This window comes from Streptomyces sp. NPDC031132 (assembly GCF_055570595.1).
This window is the reverse complement of the sequence record NZ_JBVIGX010000006.1, coordinates 90,359-110,421: the sequence shown is the minus strand read 5'-3', so window position 1 is coordinate 110,421 and position 20,063 is coordinate 90,359. Positions and strand designations below refer to the sequence as shown.

The window sequence follows — 20,063 nt, the reverse complement described above, 5'->3', positions numbered from 1 at the left end:
ACCCATCCCGACTCCTCGCACGGAAACCACACCTCCCTCATCCCCCCCCCCCCCCCCCCCCCTCCCCCCCCCTCCCCAACGCGCCGCCCCCCCCCCCCCCCCCCCCCCCCCCCCCCCGCCCCTTCGTCGTGTCGCGGTGTCGCGGTGTCGCGGTGTCGCGCGTCGTCAGTGACGGGCCTGGAGGAGGTCCTCCAGCTGTTCCTCGCGGGCCTGGGCGGCCACGAAGAGCAGTTCGTCGCCCGGCTCGAGGGTCTCCTCCGCGTGCGGGGTCAGGACCCGGTTGCCGCGGATGATCGTGACCAGCGAGGTGTCCTCGGGCCAGGTGATCTCGCTGATCTGGGTCCCGGCGACCGAGGAGTCGGCGGGCAGGGTCAGCTCGACGAGGTTGGCGTCGCCGTGACTGAAGCGGAGCAGCCGCACCAGGTCGCCGACGCTGACGGCCTCTTCGACCAGGGCCGACATCAGACGCGGCGTGGAGACCGCGACGTCGACGCCCCAGGACTCGTTGAAGAGCCACTCGTTCTTCGGGTTGTTCACGCGCGCCACGACCCGGGGGACCCCGTACTCGGTCTTGGCCAGGAGCGAGACGACCAGGTTGACCTTGTCGTCGCCCGTGGCGGCGATGACGACGTTGCAGCGCTGCAGCGCGGCCTCGTCGAGCGAGGTGATCTCACAGGCGTCGGCCAGCAGCCATTCGGCCTGCGGCACCCGCTCCACGGAGATGGCGGTCGGCGCCTTGTCGACGAGCAGCACCTCGTGCCCGTTCTCCAGCAGCTCGCCCGCGATGGAACGGCCCACCGCGCCGGCTCCGGCGATCGCGACCCTCATGCGTGTGCCTCCTCGGGGCCTTCGGCGAAGGCCGCCTCGACCTTGTCGATCTCGTCCGTACGCATCATGACGTGGACGAGGTCGCCCTCCTGCAGCACCGTCTGGGACGTCGGCAGCATGGCCTCGCCCAGCCGGGTGAGGAAGGCCACGCGGACGCCGGTCTCGTCCTGCAGCTTGCTGACCTTGTGCCCGATCCAGGCGGCGGAGGTGTGCACCTCGGCGAGCTGGACCCCGCCGCTCGGGTCGCGCCACAGCGGCTCGGCCCCGGACGGCAGCAGCCGGCGCAGCATCTGGTCGGCGGTCCACCGCACGGTGGCCACGGTCGGGATGCCCAGGCGCTGGTAGACCTCGGCGCGCTTCGGGTCGTAGATGCGGGCGGCGACGTTCTCGACACCGAACATCTCGCGCGCCACGCGGGCGGCGATGATGTTGGAATTGTCACCACTGCTGACGGCTGCGAAAGCGCCCGCTTCCTCGATCCCGGCCTCGCGGAGCGTGTCCTGGTCGAAGCCGACACCGGTGACGCGGCGGCCGCCGAATCCGGCTCCCAGCCGGCGGAATGCGGTGGGGTCCTGGTCGATGACCGCGACCGTATGCCCCTGCTGTTCCAGGGTCTGCGCGAGCGCGGAGCCCACCCTTCCGCAGCCCATAATGACGATGTGCACGGCCGTCCTTCCGGCTGTCAGCGCTCGCTGGTTCCCAGCCTCATTGCATGCTCTGGCTTAACAGGGTCTCAGACCATGGCCCAAGCTACACACGGGCGGTCCCGGTTGTGACCTTTGCGGTGCAGACGGCGACTCGTTGCCCCGGAATACCGGCGGGGGGTTCGTCAGCCGGATTTCGAACGCATACGATCCTCTGCGTGTCCAAACTGACCGACGTGCCCAAACGGATCCTGATCGGCCGGGCGCTACGCAGCGACCGCCTCGGGGAAACGCTCCTCCCCAAGCGGATCGCCCTCCCTGTCTTCGCTTCCGACCCGCTCTCCTCGGTGGCATATGCCCCCGGCGAGGTCCTGCTGGTCCTGTCGATCGCGGGTGTGTCGGCGTACCACTTCAGCCCCTGGATCGCCCTCGCGGTCGTCGTGCTGATGTTCACCGTGGTCGCCTCGTACCGCCAGAACGTCCACGCGTACCCGAGCGGCGGTGGCGACTACGAAGTCGCCAACACCAACCTCGGGCCCAAGGCCGGACTCACCGTCGCGAGCGCCCTGCTCGTCGACTACGTCCTGACCGTCGCCGTGTCGATCTCCTCCGGAGTCGAGAACCTCGGCTCCGCCGTCGATTTCGTCATCGAGCACAAGGTGCTCTCCGCGGTGATCATGATTCTTCTGCTCACGCTGATGAATCTGCGCGGCGTGAAGGAATCCGGGAAACTCTTCGCGATCCCGACGTACGTATTCGTCGGCGCCGTCTTCGTGATGATCGCCTGGGGCGCCTGGCGCGGCCTCGTCGCCGGCGACACCATGGAGGCCCCGACGGCCCACCTGGAGATCAAGGCCGAACACCAGGGGCTGGCCGGCTTCGCGCTCGTCTTCCTGCTGCTGCGGGCCTTCTCCTCCGGATGTGCCGCCCTGACCGGCGTCGAGGCGATCAGCAACGGCGTCCCCGCCTTCCGCAAGCCCAAGAGCAAGAACGCCGCCTCCACCCTCGCCCTGATGGGCGCCCTGGCGGTCACCATGTTCTGCGGGATCATCGGCCTGGCCATGGCCACCGACGTGAAGATGGCCGAGTCGCCCGCCACCAACCTGCTGGACAACGGCGTCCCCGTCGGCCCCGACTTCGTCCAGCACCCGGTGATCTCCCAGGTGGCCGAGGCCGTCTTCGGCAACGGCAGCTTCCTGTTCATCGTGCTGGCGACCGCCACCGCGCTCGTCCTGTTCCTGGCCGCCAACACCGCGTACAACGGCTTCCCGCTGCTCGGCTCGATCCTCGCCCAGGACCGCTACCTGCCGCGCCAGCTGCACACCCGCGGCGACCGGCTCGCGTTCTCCAACGGCATCGTGCTGCTCGCGGGCGCGGCCATCCTGCTCGTGTGGATCTACGACGCCGACTCCACCAAGCTGATCCAGCTCTACATCGTCGGCGTGTTCGTCTCCTTCACGCTGAGCCAGATCGGCATGGTCCGGCACTGGAACCGCCACCTGCGCACCGAGAAGGACCAGGCGGCGCGGCGCCGGATGCACCGCTCCCGGGCGATCAACACCTTCGGCGCGATGTTCACCGGGCTGGTCCTGGTCGTCGTCCTGGCCACCAAGTTCACGCACGGCGCCTGGGTCGCCCTGCTGGGCATGGTGATCTTCTACGGCACGATGACCGCGATCCGGAAGCACTACGACCGGGTCTCCGCCGAGATCGCCGCCGCCGAGGGCCCCAGCGACGACAGCGTGCGGCCCTCCCGGGTCCACTCGATCGTCCTGGTCTCCAAGGTGCACAAGCCCACGCTGCGCGCCCTGGCCTTCGCCAAGCTGACCCGCTCGGACACCCTGGAGGCGCTCAGCATCAGCGTCGACGCGGCCGAGACCAAGGCGCTGAGGGACGAGTGGGAGCGGCGCGGCATCAACGTACCGCTCAAGATCCTCGACTCCCCGTACCGCGAGATCACCCGCCCGGTGATCGAGTACGTGAAGGGCCTGCGCAGCGAGAACCCGCGCGACGCCGTCAGCGTGTACATCCCTGAGTACGTCGTCGGCCGCTGGTACGAACACCTGCTGCACAACCAGAGCGCACTGCGGCTCAAGGGCCGCCTGCTGTTCACCCCCGGCGTGATGGTCACCTCGGTGCCGTACCAGCTGGAGTCCTCGGAGCTCGCGAAGAAGCGGGCGAAGAAGCGGCAGGACTGGAACGCCCCGGGCGCGGTGCGCCGCGGACCGGTGGACACCCCGCGCCCGAAGGACCGTGCGGGGAAGTAGCGATCAGGGTGTCAAACGGCCGGACGAGATCCACGTAAACTGGTGGGTCGGTCGTCCGGCCGTTCCCATTTATGTTTTGGAGTCTCCCCACCATGACCGAGCAGAACGAGAAGCAGTCCTTGGTCGGTGAGGAGTACGAGGTCGAGGTCGGCCCCGTCGCGCACGGCGGCATCTGCGTCGCCCGGACCTCCGACGGACGGGTCCTGTTCGTCCGGCACACCCTGCCGGGCGAGAAGGTCGTCGCTCGCGTGACGGAGGGCGAGTCGGACTCCCGCTTCCTGCGCGCCGACGCGATCACCGTCCTCGAGGCCTCCAAGGACCGCGTCGAGGCCCCGTGCCCGTACGCCGGCCCCGGCAAGTGCGGCGGCTGCGACTGGCAGCACGCCAAGCCGGGCGCCCAGCGCCGGCTCAAGGGCGAGGTCGTCGCCGAGCAGCTGCTGCGGCTCGCCGGGCTCACCCCGGAGGAGGCCGGCTGGGACGGCACGGTCATGCCGGCCGAGGGCGACAAGCTCCCGGCGGGCCAGGTCCCGCAGTGGCGCACCCGCGTGCAGTTCGCCATCGACGAGGACGGCAACGCGGGTCTGCGCAAGCACCGCTCGCACGACATCGAGCTGATCGACCACTGCATGATCGCGGCGCCGGGCGTCAGCGAGCTGGGCATCGAGAAGCAGGACTGGCCCCAGATGGCCACGGTCGAGGCGATCGCCGCGACCGGCTCCCAGGACCGCCAGGTCGTCCTGACGCCGCGCCCCGGCGGCCGCCTCCCGCTGGTCGAGCTGGACAAGCCGGTCTCGGTCCTCCGGGTCGAGGAGAAGGACGGCGGGGTCCACCGGGTCCACGGCCGCCCCTTCGTCCGCGAGCGCGCGGACGGCCGTACGTACCGCGTCGGCATGGGCGGCTTCTGGCAGGTCCACCCGCAGGCCGCGGACACCCTGATCAAGGCCGTCATGCAGGGCCTGATGCCGCGCAAGGGCGAGATGGCCCTCGACCTCTACTGCGGCGTCGGCATCTTCGCGGGCGCCCTCGCCGAACGCCTGGGCGAGACGGGCGCGGTACTCGGCATCGAGTCCACGAAGCGCGCGGTCGAGGACGCCCGGCACAACCTGGCGGACTTCCCCCGGGTCCGCATCGAGCAGGGCAAGGTCGAGTCGGTCCTCCCGAAGACCGGCATCACGGAGTGCGACCTGGTCGTCCTGGACCCGCCCCGCGCGGGCGCGGGCAAGCAGACGGTCCGCCACATCGCCGGCCTCTCGGCCCGCCGCATCGCGTACGTGGCCTGCGACCCGGCGGCCCTGGCCCGCGACCTGGCCTACTTCCGCGAGGCGGGCTACAAGCCCCGCACCCTCCGAGTCTTCGACCTCTTCCCGATGACGCACCACATGGAGTGCGTGGCAATCCTGGAGCCGATCCGCGAGGACGCCTGACCTGCGGTTTTGTGGCGGTCGCCCTCCGCTTCACCTGTTTCCGCCCGTCCAACAGGTGAAGCGCCAGGCCGTTTGGCTATACGCGCCTGACCTGCGGATTCGTTGGGGGCTGACGACGGCGGCGCAAGCTGTGGCTGCACGCTCCCCAGGTTCTTGACGCTCGTGTGACGCTCGTTCTGAAAGCCCATCACATTGGGTGGGGTTCGACCTCGCCGTGTGGCCCGGCTGGTATGGGCCAGCGGTTGCCGGGTGTCAGGAGACGATCAGTCGGATCGGCCTCATTGCGGTCGACGTGATGGTCGGCCCAGTTGTCATCAGTGCGGATCGCGAGGCGCTATGCGCCAATGGCGAAACGCTCGGGCGACGTGACCTCTTCCCGGACAGGTGCAGTGCGTGACATCTTCATCGGGCTGCCGTGTTCCTGTGCCTGGTGGCTGAGGGCGAGCACCCCTCCGGGCGCGATGTATTGGTCGGCCCTGAGTGAAACGTGCGCTTCTCGAATGACGTTCGAAGGGAGCCGTGTTCCAACCCCACCCCTTGTTCAAGGCCAGGTACCTGCCAGGGTGAATGAAACGGTGTCCGAGGTGCTCAGTAGGGGACGCCCGCACTGATGCACGCATGGCGCGACGTGTAGGGGATCGGGTCAGCACCACCTTCCGGAATGCCCGTCACCTCAACGGTCACGCCTCGAGCCAGCAGGGCCTTTACGGTCTGGACTGCCGTGATCTGGGAGAAGCCGAAGAGTGACTCCGGGGTCAGGCTCTCGCGGTTCTTGAGCTGGATGGCGAGAACGATGCGCGAGGGCGTGAAGTCCTTTGGAAGCACGTACTGGCCCTTGCTGAGGCGGGCGACCTTCGCAGTGAAATCCGAACGGGCTCGGGCGGACTCCTGGAGCAGTTCCACCGCCACCCTGGCCTGCTGGAACAGGTGGCTCAGCGGCCCTGAAGCGCCCGCGCGCTTGACAAGGACCAGGGTGCCGTCCGGCGTGAGGAGGTCGCAGATCTCGACCTGGTCCTTCCTTCGGAGAGGATTGGTGATGTTCTTGGTGTCGAGGCAGAGCCAACCCGGCCGTTCGTCGGCCACCCTGTTGTTGTACGCGTTCTCGTGTTCACCATCGTTCCAGGTGGGCAGCGTGATCGAGGGCGAACGGCACAGCATGGCGGTGACCGCAGCCCGGCACTCCTCCACGTAGGTCGCCCCCACCTCGTACCACTCGCCATCCAGCAGGAAGAACCGAAGGGGACCCAGGGAGACCTCAGCCTCCAACCATGACAGCGCGTCGGTGACGGCGAGCATGTCGCGGGTGTTCCCCCGGCGGTCCCGCGCCAGCGTGACCGTCCCCTCCCGCAGTACTGCGAGGCGCCGACCGGACGGTGCCAGTCGGGCCCGTTCGAGGACGTAGCTGAGGTCGAAGCTGTCGGAGCGTTTGGCCTCCGTGCTGTTGATCCGTGTGAGGTACGCCGTGGCCTCCGTGTACGCCTCGTGGCGGTCGAAGGGAACGGAGACGGCGATCCGTTCGCCGCCGGGCAGGCCGAGACGGTCATCCAGAGTCCGTTCGAGCGCTTCGAGGGTGGAAGGGTCGCCGACCGGCGCGATGCGGTCGACGAACTCCAGCTCCGGATGGGGGACGTCCTCGTGGCAGATGGCGGTGATGGTGCGCAGGTCGGAGAGCAGCTCGCCGGCCTCGATCCCCAGGGCGATCTTCAATCCGCAGCCGCCCTGGGCGCTGACGGCCTTCCCCCGCGCATAGCGCGAGCGGGTGAGCGGCAGGCCGTCGAGGTAGCCACCCAGGCTCCGCACGATGCGCGAGTGGTCGCGGATGCCGAGCAGGGGCACTGGTGCACCACCGGGGACCAGAGAGATGTCCGTACGTGCATGCCCGAGTGATTTCGAGACTACGCCTCGGATCATGGCCGGATCCATCTGCCGGATGACGAAGGAGAGACCGAAACGCTTGTCCTTGAGGTGGTCGGGAATCAGTCGGTACCCCTGGTCGCAGCCGATGCCGTACACCGTGCCGTCGACGGCGAGGAGCAGGACGGCCGCGGTTCGGCGGACATTCTCGGTAACTGTGATGCCGGTGGTGCGCGCCATGGGCGCGCACCATGCAGCTTCGTCGATCTCCATTCCGCAGGTGATGTACACAGCGGGGACGCCGATCAGGTCGGGGAAGTGGACGTCCGCTCCGCGCTCGTCCAGCGTCGCCGCATCGAAGACGTCGAACATGGCTTCTGGTGTGGGAGCGACGGAACTCAACCGGTAGATGGTGCGCACTTCGGTGTTCGTGGTCATCGCGGGCCTCCGGGGAACAGGGGCGAGGAGCGCATGCGGACACGCCCTCGCGGCGCGTCCCTGTGGGACACGCTGTACACGAGTGAGGTTGGCATATGTCTGTGTACAACGTCAACTGACTGCACTCTGGAGCACCTTCTCCTGCCCGTGTACGCTGGGGCCATGACGGAGAAAGCCGCTGCATCAGTCGGCGCCTTGGTTACCGGAGCTGAGATCGCTCGCCTCGCCGGTGTCACCCGGGCGGCTGTCTCCAACTGGCGTCGGCGCCACGACGACTTCCCCTTGCCGGCGGCAGGGGCGGCGAACAGCCCGCTCTTCGCACTGGTCGAGGTCCAGGCCTGGCTCGACAAGCAACGCAAGGGACAAGAGCTCTCGCCCGAGGTCGAGTTGTGGCAAGCCCTTCGGGCGCTTTGTGGAGAGCAGATGGTCGCGGGACTGGCGGAAGTGGCTGCGACCCTCGCCGGGGCGCCCTCGCCCGGCCTGCCGGACGAGTTGGTGGCACGTGTGCGTCGACTCGCCCAGAGCGAAGCGCCTGTCAATCTTGTGAACGGCCTGACCGAGCGGTTCATGGACTCGGCGCGGCGGGCAGGATCGGATCAGGTGACCCCCGAACGCATCGTGCGTGCCGTACGCCATTTCGCCCCCGATCTTCCCCGGGGTGCCACCATCTTCGACCCCGCGTGTGGGATCGGAGTCCTGCTCCTGGCCGTAGGCGCGGGAGCGGACACGCGCTGCTGTGGTCAGGAGTCGGACGCGGACAGCGCTCGTTTCGCGCAGCTCCGCGCCGATCTCCTACGACGTACACCCGTCACCGTCGCGGCCGGGGATTCCCTGCGTGCGGACGCCTGGCCGGATCTGAGGGCCGATCTCGTGGTCTGCGATCCGCCGGTCGGTATCACCGAGTGGGGGCGGGAGGAGTTGCTGCTTGACTCCCGCTGGGAGCTGGGCACGCCTTCCAAGGCCGAAAGTGAGCTCGCCTGGCTGCAGCATGCTTACGCGCACACCGGGCCGGGCGGCCACGTTCTCATGGTCATGCCTGCCTCAGTCGCCTATCGCAAGGCAGGGCGCCGGATCCGCTCGGAGCTGGTGCGCCGCGGCATCCTGAGACAAGTGGTGGCCCTCCCGCCGGGCGTGGCCACCTCACACTCCCTGCCTGTGCACGTTTGGTGTCTCCAGCGCCCGGAGGGTTCCGGAACCGCCGACACGAATCACACGGTGCACATGGTCGATCTGACCGGCAACAGCCCTGACGGCAGCTTGGATCCCCGCCCCGATCAGATCGCCGACGTGCCGTTGATCGAACTCCTCGACGACACCGTCGATCTCACCCCCGGTGCGCACCTCCGGTCCCGGCACCGTGACTACTGCGCGGAGTACTCCGCCCTCCGTGCGGAAGTAGAGAAGAGAGTCCGCCGCTTGGTCACTCTGCTGCCCGAACTGGCCGAGGGCGGTGGACCGGGCTCGCTTGACGGCGCGACCACCAGCGTCGCGGATCTCGCTCGGGCCGGGCTGGTCAGCTACGAGGACTCGGAGCCGATCTCGGCCAGCGATCAGCTCGACACGGACTACCTGCAGGGATTCTTGCGCAGCTCCGTGAACACGCGTCGGTCCACGAGTACCAGCGGGAGCTACCGTCTTGATTCTCGCGGCGCGCGGATCCCCCGGATGGGCATCGACGAGCAACGTCGCTACGGTTCCGCCTTCCGCGTGCTGTCCGCGTTCGAGCGGGACGTGCACGAGATCGTCGAGTTGAGCGGGCATCTCGCCGATCTCGCGCGGGACGGTCTGGCCACGGGGGGACTGGCGCCCGAGGAGTGAGGTGTGCTGCGGAGGCGCACCCGTACCCGTGGCAGTCGGTGCCGGTCAGGTAGAGCGGGCGGAAGGGGGCAGGAAGGGGCTCGGATCGGAGCTCCAGGTGACGACCAGTGCTTCGCGAGCGCGCGTGCAGGCGACGAAGAGCAGGCAGCGTTCCCGGAGCAGGTCGGCTTCGTGCTGCAGCGCGTCCGATTCCCGAGCCGTGATCTCGCGGGCGAACGGTATGGTGCCGTCACTGACACCGAGGACGGAGACCGCCCGGAACTCGAGCCCCTTCATCGCGTGCATGGTCGTCAGCCGTACGCCCTCGGTTCCAGGCGGTAGCTGCCCCTTGACACGTACGGCCGGGATACCGGCGGACGTCAGCTTCTCCTCGGCGGCGTTCAGCAGGAGGTTGAAGCGTGCACAGACGCCGATCTCGTGCGGCGCGAGCCCTCCGGCCACCCACGACCGCACTTGGTCCACCACGGCCTCGATCTCTTCTGCCTGCGTCGTGTACTCCCGGGACCGAGGCCGTTTCCCGTGCAGTAGCGAACGGTACCCGGACAGCGAGTCCGTTCCTTCGCCCTCCAGTGAGTCGACGGCGATCGAGGCGAGGAGCTCCGCCGACCAGGTGAGGATCTCCTCGGTGGAGCGGTAGTTGACACGTAGCCGGAAGCTGCGACCGGTGGTGGCGATGCCCAGGGTACCGAGAGCCACCCGGGAGTCGTAGATTCGTTGATGCGGGTCACCGGTGACGAACAGGTCATCGGGACCCGCAGGAACGGCGGCGCGCAGCACTCGCCACTGCGCGGGGTGAAGGTCCTGGGCCTCGTCAACCACGACGTGAGCGTATGGCGTCGACCTGGCCCCGAGGAGCTCCGCCGCACGCGCGCAGATCCGCAGGTGTGTGGTCTCGCCCCGGCCGTCGAGGAGCTGTTCAAAGCGCTCTACGCCGCTCCAGACTTGGCGACGGCGAGCGGGTCCGAGGCCGGTGCCGCGGCCGCGGCGGCTCGCGCTGAGGTATGCATCGAGACCACGCAGGTTCTGGCCAAGGACGACGTGGCGGTACTCCTGCGCCAGGAACGGAGCGCTGAACGGCAGGCCGAGCTGCTTGATCGCCTTGCCCCACAGCTGCAGCTGTTCCCGGTCCCCGACCGGCTTGAGCGCGGTTGCCGAAGCCGACCGTACGATTCCGTTCGCGAAGGCGTCGACTGTCGTCACGTCCACCCGCGCGAGTGCCTTCTCGTCCTCGTCGAGGAGCAGACCGAGCATGTCGCGCAGTCCGGAGGCGAGTGCGTTGGTGTAAGTGGTGAGCAGGATGCGGCCGTCCGCGGACCGGCTGAGGAGATGCCGTACCCGATGCAGGGCCGCCACCGTCTTGCCGGTGCCGGGTCCTCCGGTGACCTGGACGGGACCGCCGTACGAAGCGCGGTAGGCGACGCGGCGCTGGGAGGGGTGGAGGAAGACCCGCCAAGCCTCGAACGGCTTTTCCAGGATCTCTTCCAGTTCCTGCGGTCCCGTGATCAGACGGATGCGGGCGGTGGTGTTGGCGATGACCGTCGCCAGGTCCTCGACAGGCTCGGCCGGGGCGTCCGCCGGCCGTCGGACGGCCACGACGTCCCGGTACACCTCCTCGGGGCTGAAGCCTTCGGCGAGGTACTGGAGAACCTCCAGCTGATCCTCCGGCAGGAGCGTGGCGAAGGCGTCGAGCTGCTGCTTGTCCACCAGCGAGCGCGCGGCGCGCAGTACTTGATCGTCGACGCCCAGCTCACGGAGGGTTCCGTCGGACACTTTCGCGAACAGCCGCCGCGGCACCCGGAGCGAGGCCGTCTCGTACAGCGGAGTCAGCTCGTCCAGAGCGACGGCGTTGCGGACCTCCAGCGCCCGTGTCGCGGAGTTCGCGCTGTACAGCCGCTTCGCAGCCCAGGTGTAGGCGTCGTCATGCGCAAGCACATTGACGAGGAGGAACACATTGCTGCCGTCGTCGGGGGCGAGCACGACACCCCGCCAGAAGTCGGTGATGCGGATGGTACGCATCCGGGCGTCGCGCGCCTTCTCGACGGACTCCAGGTGCAACCCCTTGTCCGCATTGAGCTCGGCCGCGCTCAGGGCCTGGAACTTCGCCATGGCCTTGCGCACCCCGGCGCGCACCGGCTTCTCCAAGCTCTCGTAACCGTCCCAGAAGCTCTGGGCGAATGCGAGCCGGGGCATGAGGTCCTCCCGTGTCTGCCTGACGATGGTTCGTGATCAAAGACGTGCCGCGGTCCCGGCGAGCTGCCCGGCGATGCGCTCCAGCTCCGACAGCAGCCCTTCGGTCGGGCACGAGAGGTGGAGGCTGTGCTGGTACAGCCGGATCCCCGCTCCGTGCACCTCGTGGACGCGCAGGGGAACGCCGCCCGCGGCGTACACCAGGTGGGCCTCACCCAGCCCGAGGACAGTGGCGTAGGCGAGCGCCTGGTACAGGTCGTCGTTGAGGTGGCCGTCGGCCTTCACCACCTTGTACTTCGCGTCGACGACGGCGACGGGAGTACGGCCGTCGCCGGTGCGTACGACCAGGTCCGGACGCATGCGGACGCTCTCGGCGGTGTCGAGGTGGTGGGGGTCCTGCAGGCGCGCGGTCAGGCCGTGCTCCCGAAGGGCCTCGCGCAGTCCGACCGTGACGAAGTCCTCGAACAGCCGGTTCATGTCGATCAGGAAGCCGTCCATGGTGAGTGGAGCAGCTCCGGACGGCCGGTGTTCGGGGGACGTGCCGCGCAGGACGGCCTCGGCCAGTCGCAAGGCCGGCTGGTAACGGGAGTTGAGGCGGGTCGCCTGCCATCGGGGCAGTTCCCGGCCCCGCACCAGGGGAAGGGCATCCGCGAGGCGGGCGCGATGGCGGGCCAGTCGGCGTCGGACGGGCCCGCTCACCCCCGGCAGGTGGAGCAGTCGTTCGACGGCGGCGCGCAGGATGCGGTTCTCGGCGGTGTCGGCCGTGTAGTCGTCATGGCTGATCTCGACGGGTGGTGTCCGGCCGAAATGCCGTCGGACCTGATCGGCCTCCCGTATCCGTCCACGGACGAAGAGAGCGGACTCCTCCACCGTCCGGTAACCCTGAAGAACGCCCAAGCGCAGAGCCGCGTCGATCTGCCGTTCCACGGCGTGCGCGAGCGAGGGAACGACGTCGTCGTGCCCTCCGGTGTCGATCGTGCCCTCCCGGCTGTCCCGCCAGGCCCGTGCCGGGTCGATACTGAAGCCGAGCAGGAAGAACAGCCGGCTCACGGACGTCTTGGGCGCGATCCGTATGACAGGACCGCCGGGGATCCGCACCGCGCCGACGCTGCTCCCCGCCCGCAGGAGCCAGTGCCCCTCCCGGCCGGGATCGGGGGTGGCGCTCCGCAGGATGCCCGCCGCGGCGAGGGCCCGTCCTGCGTCGGTGCCGAGGGGGACGGAGACGGCAGGACCGTGCTCGCGCAGTGACACGTCCTCCGAATTCACACGAGCTTCTTCCGCAGGGCTTCGAGGCCGTAGCGGGCGGCGACGTCGAGACCCTCGCCGTAGTGGTGCTCTTCCAGGAGGGGAAGGATCTTCGTGCGCCACGTCCTGTCGAGGCCGCCCTCGCGGTACACGCCCGGCTTCATCAGGTACGACGGGCCGACGGCGAAGTCGGGTTCGTCGATGAGGGCGTTGAGGGCATCGAGGAGCCGGGCGGGTTCCTGGTCCTTCTTCTCGCGCTCCAGCCAGCGTGCGAGAAGACCGGCGGTCGGCTCGGTACGAGGTGACAGCTCCACGAACGCGAACCGGCGGCGCATGGCCGCGTCCACCAGTGCGATGGACCGGTCGGCGGTGTTCATGGTGCCGATCACGAAGAGGTTGGGCGGCAGCCCGAAGTCGTCCCCCGAGTAGGTGAGCCGGACGGACCGCTTGCGGTACTCCAGCAGGAAGTACAGCTCGCCGAAGACCTTGGCCAGGTTGGCGCGGTTCATCTCGTCGATGATCAGGAAATGGGGGACGTGCCGGTTGCCCTCGCGGGAGGCGAGGTCCGCCAGCTCGCGGAGCGGTCCGGCGGTCAGCCGGAAGGCCACCTCCCGGGTCTCGGTGTCCTCCACGGGCCGGAACCCCTCGAAGAAGTCCTCGTAGGCGTAGGACGGGTGGAACTGGACGATCTTGACCTGCTCGGGGCCCCCGCCGAAGTGCTCCGCCAGCTTCATGGCCAGATAGGTCTTGCCGGTGCCCGGCGGGCCGTAGAGCACCAGCTGACGGTCGTCGATGAGGAGCTCGCGCACCTCGTCCAGCCAATCCCGCTCATGGACGAGGAGTTCGGCCAGCAGGTCGTCCGTGACCTCCGGCAGGACCAGTTCCCGCTGGGCCGCGCCCTCGGCGGAAGGCGGCAGGGCGGCGGTACTGCCCTCGTCCGTGCCGACGGACCCGGACAGTGTGTCCAGTGCTTCGAGGGCAACGGTGAGGTCGACGACGTCGTGCTGTGCCGACAGCTTCTGCTGAACCTCCTCGGGGAGCTCCTCGTACGGGTGGCTGCCGGGCAGCCAGGAGACTGTCCGCCGCAGATTCGACAGCCCGCCCGGGGAGGCGGTCTGCACGGCGTGGCCTGTGATCCGGCCGACGTGCAGGCGCCCGTCGCTTATGGTCGTCACCGTGTCGCCCACCCGCATCTGGGTGAGGAATGCGTGGAGTTCGTCGACGAGGCCGCGCTTCTGGTTGTAGGAGGCCGCCCCCTCGTACCCGTCCTCGACGTAACGGCGCAACGCGCTCTTGGTCGGATCGTCCTCCTCCACGGGCGGTAGATGGGCGCCGGAGAGCGAGACGAGTCCCTCCTTCAGCCACAGTTGCCGGACCAGGTTGTGCCCCGACACGTTGGAACCGCGTACCAGCCAGGCCTTGCGCGGTGCCCGCCAGCTGGTGGAGAGGTAGTCGCCGAGCGGGTGGCCCTCGGCGGTCCGCCAGGATTCCGGACCGGAGGCGTCGTACCCGTATACCAGTCCCGCTGCCGCGGACGAGGAGTTGCACGTGATGTCCCGGGTCGCCACCCACCGTGCGGGTGCATCCGGCAGGTCGGGACTCGCCGGCGCGTCGGTGAACGCGCCGTTCGCCCGAAGTGCGGCGCGTGAGCGGCGCCGGTGTTCGCTCAAGCCGGGCCATGCGTCGGCGGCCACCACCGATCCCGCCAGCAGGAGGAACTGGTGGGTGCCGTTGCCGCCGAACTCGGTGAGGAGCCGGCCCCGCGCCACCCCGTCGTTCTTGGGGAGTTTGATGTGGAACTCCGGAGCGCCGGGGAGGAATTCGGGCTGGGGCATGGACGACCTTCCGGGGCGGACCTGCGGGCAATACCGCAGAGCCTACTTGTTGACACTGTCAAAGGATCATGCTGTCCGGGGAATCGCTCACCGCCGGGAGGGGAGGACGCTCAAGGGGAGCGAGAAGGTGCTTCCGTCGGCGAACAGGTGGCGGCCGTTTTCGTAGAGCTGCCCGAGGCGGACGAGCTGGATGTCCCGCGCGTCCTGATCGTCCGCCTTCGCGCCGAGCAGGGCGTCGCGGGCGGCCAGGACCTCACCGCGCAGGGTCGCGGGGTAGGCGTTCTGCTCGGCGAATTGGATGGCGTAGAGCGCGGCGCGGACCACCGGGTCGATTCCGGCCATGAGGTTGTCCACCCGGTCCGTGGCTGCCCGCATCGCACCGGTGTTCATGGCCTCGCGCGCGTCCTTGACGTCCTCGGCCGCATTCGTCATGTCCCGCACGCACTGCGGCGGCAGGAGGCCGTTCCCGCGCCGGGCGGCCATGCGCGCGCCGGCCTGGGCGCCCCGGGCCCGCAGGCACAGCTCCAGGGTGTCGCGCGCGGAGTCCAGCAGCCCGTCCAGGGACCGGCTCAGAGGTTCTCCCCGCCCGAGGGCCTCGAGATCTGCCGCGATCTCGGTGAGCGCGTCGTTCTCGGCGTGGGTGAGTTCCTGCTTCCATTCGTCAAGGAACTCGGAGTAACGCTTCAGCAGGCCGGCGCCCTTCCGACGCACGGTTTCAGAGATCATGTTGCGTCGGAGCCGGGCAAGGGACCAGTCCCCGGTGCCGATGCGATAGCGCAGGTCGATGGTCCGGTCGGCGTCGAGCCGTACCTGAAGGGTGAGCGGTACATCGCCCCGCAGCCCGTCGGGGCTCGGGTCGACGAAGCCTCCGCAGAATTCGTTGCGCTGAGCCGAGCGTAGGTGCGGTCCCTCCCAGAGGTTGAACCGTACGGATGTGCCGTCGGCGCCGCGAACTCCCAGAGTGTCCACCTGGTGCCATTGCGTCGGGTACAGGGTGCCGGCGGGGATGAGGACCTCCAGGGTGCCGTCCTCCAGCTCGATGCCGAGGTCCTGGGCCGTGATCTGCTGGGGGAGGGCGGTCCCGAAGTCGCCGTCGCAGAACGAGCAGGCGCTGAGCCCGGGAGCGTTGACCATGTTGCAGGAAGGGCACTTCAGTCCGCCCGTGTCCATCGGCTCGTCGCAGTCGAGGCATACGGTCGCACCAACCGGGTTGTCGTCGCGGCCGCAGGCCGGGCATTCGGCGAGGGCGACGACCGGGGCGGCTGCGCGCAGGCCGGACAGGTCCGCGGCGCACACGGTGCAGGCGGCGGTGAGTTCGGGGGCGGGGACGTGACAGGCCGGGCAGTCGACCGTGGGGGCGCCGAGCAGCGGGGTGGCGCAGTCCGGGCAGGCCTCGGAGTCGACGGGGATGCTGTCGGTGGCGCAGGTCTCGGACGGGCAGCCGAGGGTGTCGAGGAGACCCGCCTCCACGGCGGCGCCGTGCGCGACGGCTGTCATGGGATCCACGGCGTCCGACACCGTGTCCTCGTCGAAGAGGTCCTGGAGGCTGCGCCGGACGGCCGGAACGAGGGTGGAACCGCCGACCAGCAGAACCCGCTGCACGTCCTCGGGCGTCGCGCTGTACCCCGTCAGTACCGTCTCGACCGTCTCCCGCATCCGGTGCAGGTGCCCGGCCAGAAGTTCCTCGAAGTCGGCGCGCCGCACCGCTCCGGACCAGGCACCGCCCTGGCGTCCGAGCGGAGCGAGAACGACGTCGACGGTTTCCTTCCCGGACAGTTCGATCTTCGCCCGCTCGGCGGCGGCCCGGATGCGGGAGTCGTCACCGTCCCCGTCGAGCGCGCGTCCGACGAGCTGCTTGCGCACGTGGCCGTCGAGCAGCGCGTCGAAGTCCGCTCCGCCGAGGAGGTTGTCCCCGCCGAGTCCGGCCACCGAGAAGTGCCCGGGACCGATCGTGAGGAGCGATACGTCGAAGGTGCCGCCGCCCAGGTCGAAGACGAGCACGGTGGCGTAGTCCTTGAGCCCGTCCTCGCCCGGGCGCACCCCGAAGGCGTGCGCGGCGGCGGTCGGCTCCTGCACGATCCGGGCCACGTGGAAGCCGGCGAGCCGCCCGGCTTCGCGCACCGCGTCGAACTGCGGCTCGGCGAAGTACGCGGGCACGGTGATCACCGCACGCCGGAACGGCACCCTCGCCGCGTCCTCGGCGTCCTTCCTGAGCCTGCGCAGCAGAATGGCGGAGACCTGCACGGGCGAGAGGTAGTGCGCGCCGAGCCGGATCTCCACCGAGCCGTCGGCGCTCTCCCGTACGGGCGGGGCGTCGTCGGGCCGCGCCTCGAGGGCCTGCTGGACGAGCTCGTCCGCCCAGCGCCGCCCGATCAGCCGCTTGACCTCCGTGATCACGGAGAGAGGGTCGCCGAGCCGCCAGTTGAGGGCCTCCTGGCCTACGAGCAGGGCCCCGCGGGAGTCGAGCCCGACGGCTGAAGGGGTGGCCTGGCCGCCGTCCCGGTTGGGCAGGACGACGGGGACGCCGTCGCGCATCCATGCCGTGACGGAGTTGGTGGTACCGAGGTCGATGCCGAGGGTCCGGTGCATGCGGGGCGCTTCCTGATCGTCGTGGTACGGCAGGGCGGGGTTGTAGAGGTGGTGTGTGGTCAGGCCCGGCGGGAACGGCGTCCCCGCCCGGCCGACGCCTTGCGGGGGAGTCGCCGTTGGGAGCGGGTCGTACGCCGGGGCTGGCTCCTTGCGCGGCTCGCCGGAGGCAACTCGGACTCGGGTACGGGCTCCGGTGCGGGATCGGCCACGGGCTCTGGTGCCGGACCCGGCACCGCGACGACCACATCCGCGGGCCGCAGCGTGACGGAGCCCCGCCGGAAGCCGGCGACCTTCTCCCGCAGCACGGTGCCGGCCGGGCGGCTCGGATGCGGCTCAGTGCCCACGACGCGCATCTCCGCCGGGTCCACTGCCCTGCCCAGGACCTCCATCGGGCTGACGTCGTACCGGGCGAACTCGCTGCGCAGCATCACATGGGCCGAGTCGATCTGCTCGCCCAGCACGGCGGCGGCCGACGCCGCCTCCCGGGCGGAGCGAGCCTCGTGCAGGGCTCCGACGCGGCGGCGGGTATCGGCGAGCAGGTCGTCGAGCCGCAGCAGCGATTCCAGCAGGGTGTCCAGACGGGCTTCGGCCTCGTCCCGCTTGCCGGACAGGGCGGCGACCCTGCGTCGCAGTTTGTCGAGCTCGGACGGCGAGGCGCCGGCGTCAATGGGGACGGGACCGGTCACGGGCGTTCCTCGGTGTGCTGGCGGGACAGGGGCGGAGTGAGCATCTCGGCGACGAGCGCGGCGGCCGGGGTGTGGGAGTTCTGGTTGGCCCGCTCGACGAGCGCATGCCTGGCCGGGTCCTTCCGGACGGTGGCGTTCAGCTCCCGGGCCGCCTGCTTCCGGAGGACCAGCGGCCGGGCGCCGAGCGGGGTGCCGGGAATGAGCTCGTGGAGCGTGGGACCGAACCAGGGGAGCGCGGGCGGCTCGGCGTCGGCGGGCTTCGGGGAGGGTACTCCGGTGGTCAAAAGAGAGTGTCCTGTCCGGTGTCGCCCTTGCGGCGTGGTGGTCTGGCGGAGGTGGGACCGAAGAGAAGCCCCTGAGCCGGCAGCCCGGCGCCGACCCACTCGGCGCACATGCGGTCCCGAAGCGCCCCACCGGGATCTCCGGCCGCCTCCCGGCCCCGGGCACGGTTGCGGTAGGCGGCTTCCACGATCTGGTCGAACCGCGCGCTGACCCCCGTCCGCATCAGGTCCCGGAGGAACAGCTCGATGACGTCCGAGGGGGAGGCGGCATCCTCCAGATGCTCGGCGAGGTGCAGGAGCGCCTCGTTCAGGTCCTCCCTGACGTGGCCCCGGGTGCGGCTCGGGACGGACGCGGCCGTGTGCAGCAGCTGTACGCGGCGCTCCAGGCCGGCGCGGGCGTCTTCGATGCGGGTGTTCCGGGCCGCGGTGACCAGGATGCCCACGAGCCGGTCGTCGACGAGCCCCTTGCCAGGTGACCCCTCCGGGCCGTCGTACCGGAACATCTCCCGGACGGCGCGGCGCGCCTCGTCCGTACGCCCGCGTGCGGACGCGGCCACGGCCCGCTCGGCCTGGTGATTCTCCAGCCACAGCCGCGCCGGCACGCATTCCGGGTCGCGAGCGAGCAGGTCCCGCACCTCGCCGATCAGGATGGCGTTCCCCGTGCGCGCGCCCCTGATCGCCTTCTCCAAATCCCCCGTCAGGTGCCTGTCGAGGCCTGCCCGGGCCTCCGGGTGCTCCGGTGTCACGGCAAGGGCGCGCGTGAATCGGATCCGGCTCTCCCGAGGGTCGGAACGCTCGACTCTCTTGCCCTCCGCTACCAGTTCAGCGGTGAGTTCGGCGGCCAGGGAGTTGTCCTGGGGCAGAAGGGCGTGGGCCTGTTCGAGTCCGGCGATCCGTACGCGGGGCGAGTAGTCGCGCCCGGTACGGCTCCGCCCCACGTTCTTTCCCGCCTCGCGGACGGCCGCCCGCTCGTCGTCCCTGAGGGTGTGCCCGAGCCGTACCGCCGCATCGAGGTCGGCGAGGGCCTCGCTCCACTCGCCGGCCCGCGCCAGGTCCCGGCCCCGGCCCGCGACAGCCCGGGCCAGGGGTACGGCGCACGCGTCATGACCGGGCAGGTCGGCCGGCATGGAGTCGGGGTGCCGGGCCTCGTAGGCGGTGAGGAGCTCGACGCCGCGGCCGTTGCGTACGAGGTACCCAGCGGCCTCTCCGAGAGTGGTCAGGGCATCCGGTCCGGCGTTCGTGGGAAGGCCGGCGAAGAAGACCGCGCCGCCCTCGCACTCGGCCTCCCAAGCCGTGCTCCAGGCGGAAAGCACGTCCCGCCCGGCCCGGACGTCCAAGGCGCGCAGCAGTTCGGCGACACGCCCACGCAGCTGGGCGAGGGCCTGCTCCCAGACCGCATCGGGCACGGGTTCGCCCCGCCGCTCGGTGAGCAGAGCGCGGAAGTCGTCCGGGTCCTCCTCGTCCAGGAGGTACGCCCACAGCACGATCACGACCGCCGCGGTGCGGGCATCGGTGTGCCGCCCCTCCTGAGCCAGCTCACGGAGAGCGGTTACAGCGAGGGCGTGGACGATTCCTGTGTCCGCCTTGACAAGGTCGAAGTCGGGGCACCGGCGCAGTACCTCCGGCCAGTTCCCGACCCGCGCGGCCAGCGCAGCGAGGAGCGTGTCGTGGCGAACGGCGGCGGGCCCGATGTCGGGTACGCCGAACTGGTTCCGCAGTCGCTGCAGAATCGGCTGCACGATGTTGAACTCGGCGCGCAGGAAGGCCTGTACGGCGGCGTCCAACAAGGATTCGGCAGTGACGTCCCGGCCAGGTCCACCGGTCTCGTCCGCCTGCATGTGCTGCCGCCCCCTGGATCCCCCACGTAACAAGAACCACCGTAGGGAGGTGTGTTGGCGACGTCAACGCACCTCCCTGCACATCGGTCGATCTTGGCGTGATTCCACCTTTGAGGGTGACGGGCAGCG

13 protein-coding genes are annotated in these 20,063 nt (G+C 69.8%); 3 read left to right on the top strand and 10 right to left on the bottom strand.

Features of this window, described 5'->3' with window-relative positions:
• Positions 1-165: 165 nt before the first annotated feature.
• A complete protein-coding gene (locus ACZ49B_RS11610) occupies positions 166-828 on the bottom strand; it encodes a potassium channel family protein (RefSeq protein WP_053691455.1) in 663 nt (220 codons plus the stop codon).
• Positions 825-1,493, bottom strand: coding sequence for a potassium channel family protein (locus tag ACZ49B_RS11605; RefSeq protein ID WP_030293876.1), 669 nt, complete (start codon positions 1,491-1,493; stop codon positions 825-827). The genes ACZ49B_RS11610 and ACZ49B_RS11605 overlap by 4 nt, the downstream gene beginning before the upstream one ends.
• A 197-nt stretch (positions 1,494-1,690) precedes the next feature.
• Here ACZ49B_RS11605 and ACZ49B_RS11600 point away from each other — a divergent pair, with 197 nt between their 5' ends.
• Together ACZ49B_RS11600 and ACZ49B_RS11595 are read left to right on the top strand one after the other, a co-directional pair.
• Positions 1,691-3,739, top strand: a complete 2,049-nt coding sequence (locus tag ACZ49B_RS11600; protein WP_468303637.1) for an APC family permease — start codon at positions 1,691-1,693, stop codon at positions 3,737-3,739.
• Positions 3,740-3,831: 92 nt separating this feature from the next.
• The gene (locus tag ACZ49B_RS11595) at positions 3,832-5,163 is read left to right on the top strand and encodes a class I SAM-dependent RNA methyltransferase (protein WP_468303634.1); all 1,332 of its coding nucleotides are present in this window, start codon (positions 3,832-3,834) and stop codon (positions 5,161-5,163) included.
• Between the two features lie 588 nt (positions 5,164-5,751).
• On the opposite strand, the gene ACZ49B_RS11590 is transcribed toward ACZ49B_RS11595, so the two are convergent.
• A complete protein-coding gene (locus tag ACZ49B_RS11590) occupies positions 5,752-7,455 on the bottom strand; it encodes a TIGR04141 family sporadically distributed protein (protein WP_468303631.1) in 1,704 nt (567 codons plus the stop codon).
• A gap of 162 nt (positions 7,456-7,617) precedes the next feature.
• Between ACZ49B_RS11590 and ACZ49B_RS11585 the strand changes: the two genes are divergently transcribed.
• On the top strand, positions 7,618-9,273 hold the full coding sequence (locus ACZ49B_RS11585; RefSeq protein WP_468303628.1) for an N-6 DNA methylase: 1,656 nt from the start codon (positions 7,618-7,620) through the stop codon (positions 9,271-9,273).
• A 45-nt stretch (positions 9,274-9,318) separates the two neighbouring features.
• On the opposite strand, the gene ACZ49B_RS11580 is transcribed toward ACZ49B_RS11585, so the two are convergent.
• From ACZ49B_RS11580 to ACZ49B_RS11550, 7 genes are all read right to left on the bottom strand, one after another.
• Positions 9,319-11,463, bottom strand: coding sequence for a UvrD-helicase domain-containing protein (locus ACZ49B_RS11580; protein ID WP_468303626.1), 2,145 nt, complete (start codon positions 11,461-11,463; stop codon positions 9,319-9,321).
• Between the two features lie 36 nt (positions 11,464-11,499).
• Positions 11,500-12,726 carry an McrC family protein gene (locus tag ACZ49B_RS11575; RefSeq protein ID WP_468303623.1) on the bottom strand — a complete coding sequence of 409 codons (1,227 nt, stop codon included), beginning with the start codon at positions 12,724-12,726 and terminating at the stop codon, positions 11,500-11,502.
• Complete coding sequence (locus ACZ49B_RS11570) at positions 12,723-14,540, bottom strand: AAA family ATPase (protein WP_468303620.1); 1,818 nt, start codon at positions 14,538-14,540, stop codon at positions 12,723-12,725. Before ACZ49B_RS11570 ends, ACZ49B_RS11575 begins: the two co-directional genes overlap by 4 nt.
• Before the next feature lie 87 nt (positions 14,541-14,627).
• Positions 14,628-17,129 (bottom strand): Hsp70 family protein, encoded by a 2,502-nt coding sequence (locus ACZ49B_RS11565; protein ID WP_468303617.1) that lies wholly within the window; start codon positions 17,127-17,129, stop codon positions 14,628-14,630.
• Between the two features lie 59 nt (positions 17,130-17,188).
• On the bottom strand, positions 17,189-17,815 hold the full coding sequence (gene grpE, locus ACZ49B_RS11560; protein WP_468303614.1) for a nucleotide exchange factor GrpE: 627 nt from the start codon (positions 17,813-17,815) through the stop codon (positions 17,189-17,191).
• The gene (locus tag ACZ49B_RS11555; RefSeq protein ID WP_468303611.1) at positions 17,812-18,099 is read right to left on the bottom strand and encodes a hypothetical protein; all 288 of its coding nucleotides are present in this window, start codon (positions 18,097-18,099) and stop codon (positions 17,812-17,814) included. The genes grpE and ACZ49B_RS11555 overlap by 4 nt, the downstream gene beginning before the upstream one ends.
• Entirely contained in the window at positions 18,096-19,934 is a 1,839-nt protein-coding gene (locus ACZ49B_RS11550) for a tetratricopeptide repeat protein (protein WP_468303609.1), read from the bottom strand. The genes ACZ49B_RS11555 and ACZ49B_RS11550 overlap by 4 nt, the downstream gene beginning before the upstream one ends.
• Between the last annotated feature and the right edge of the window lie 129 nt (positions 19,935-20,063).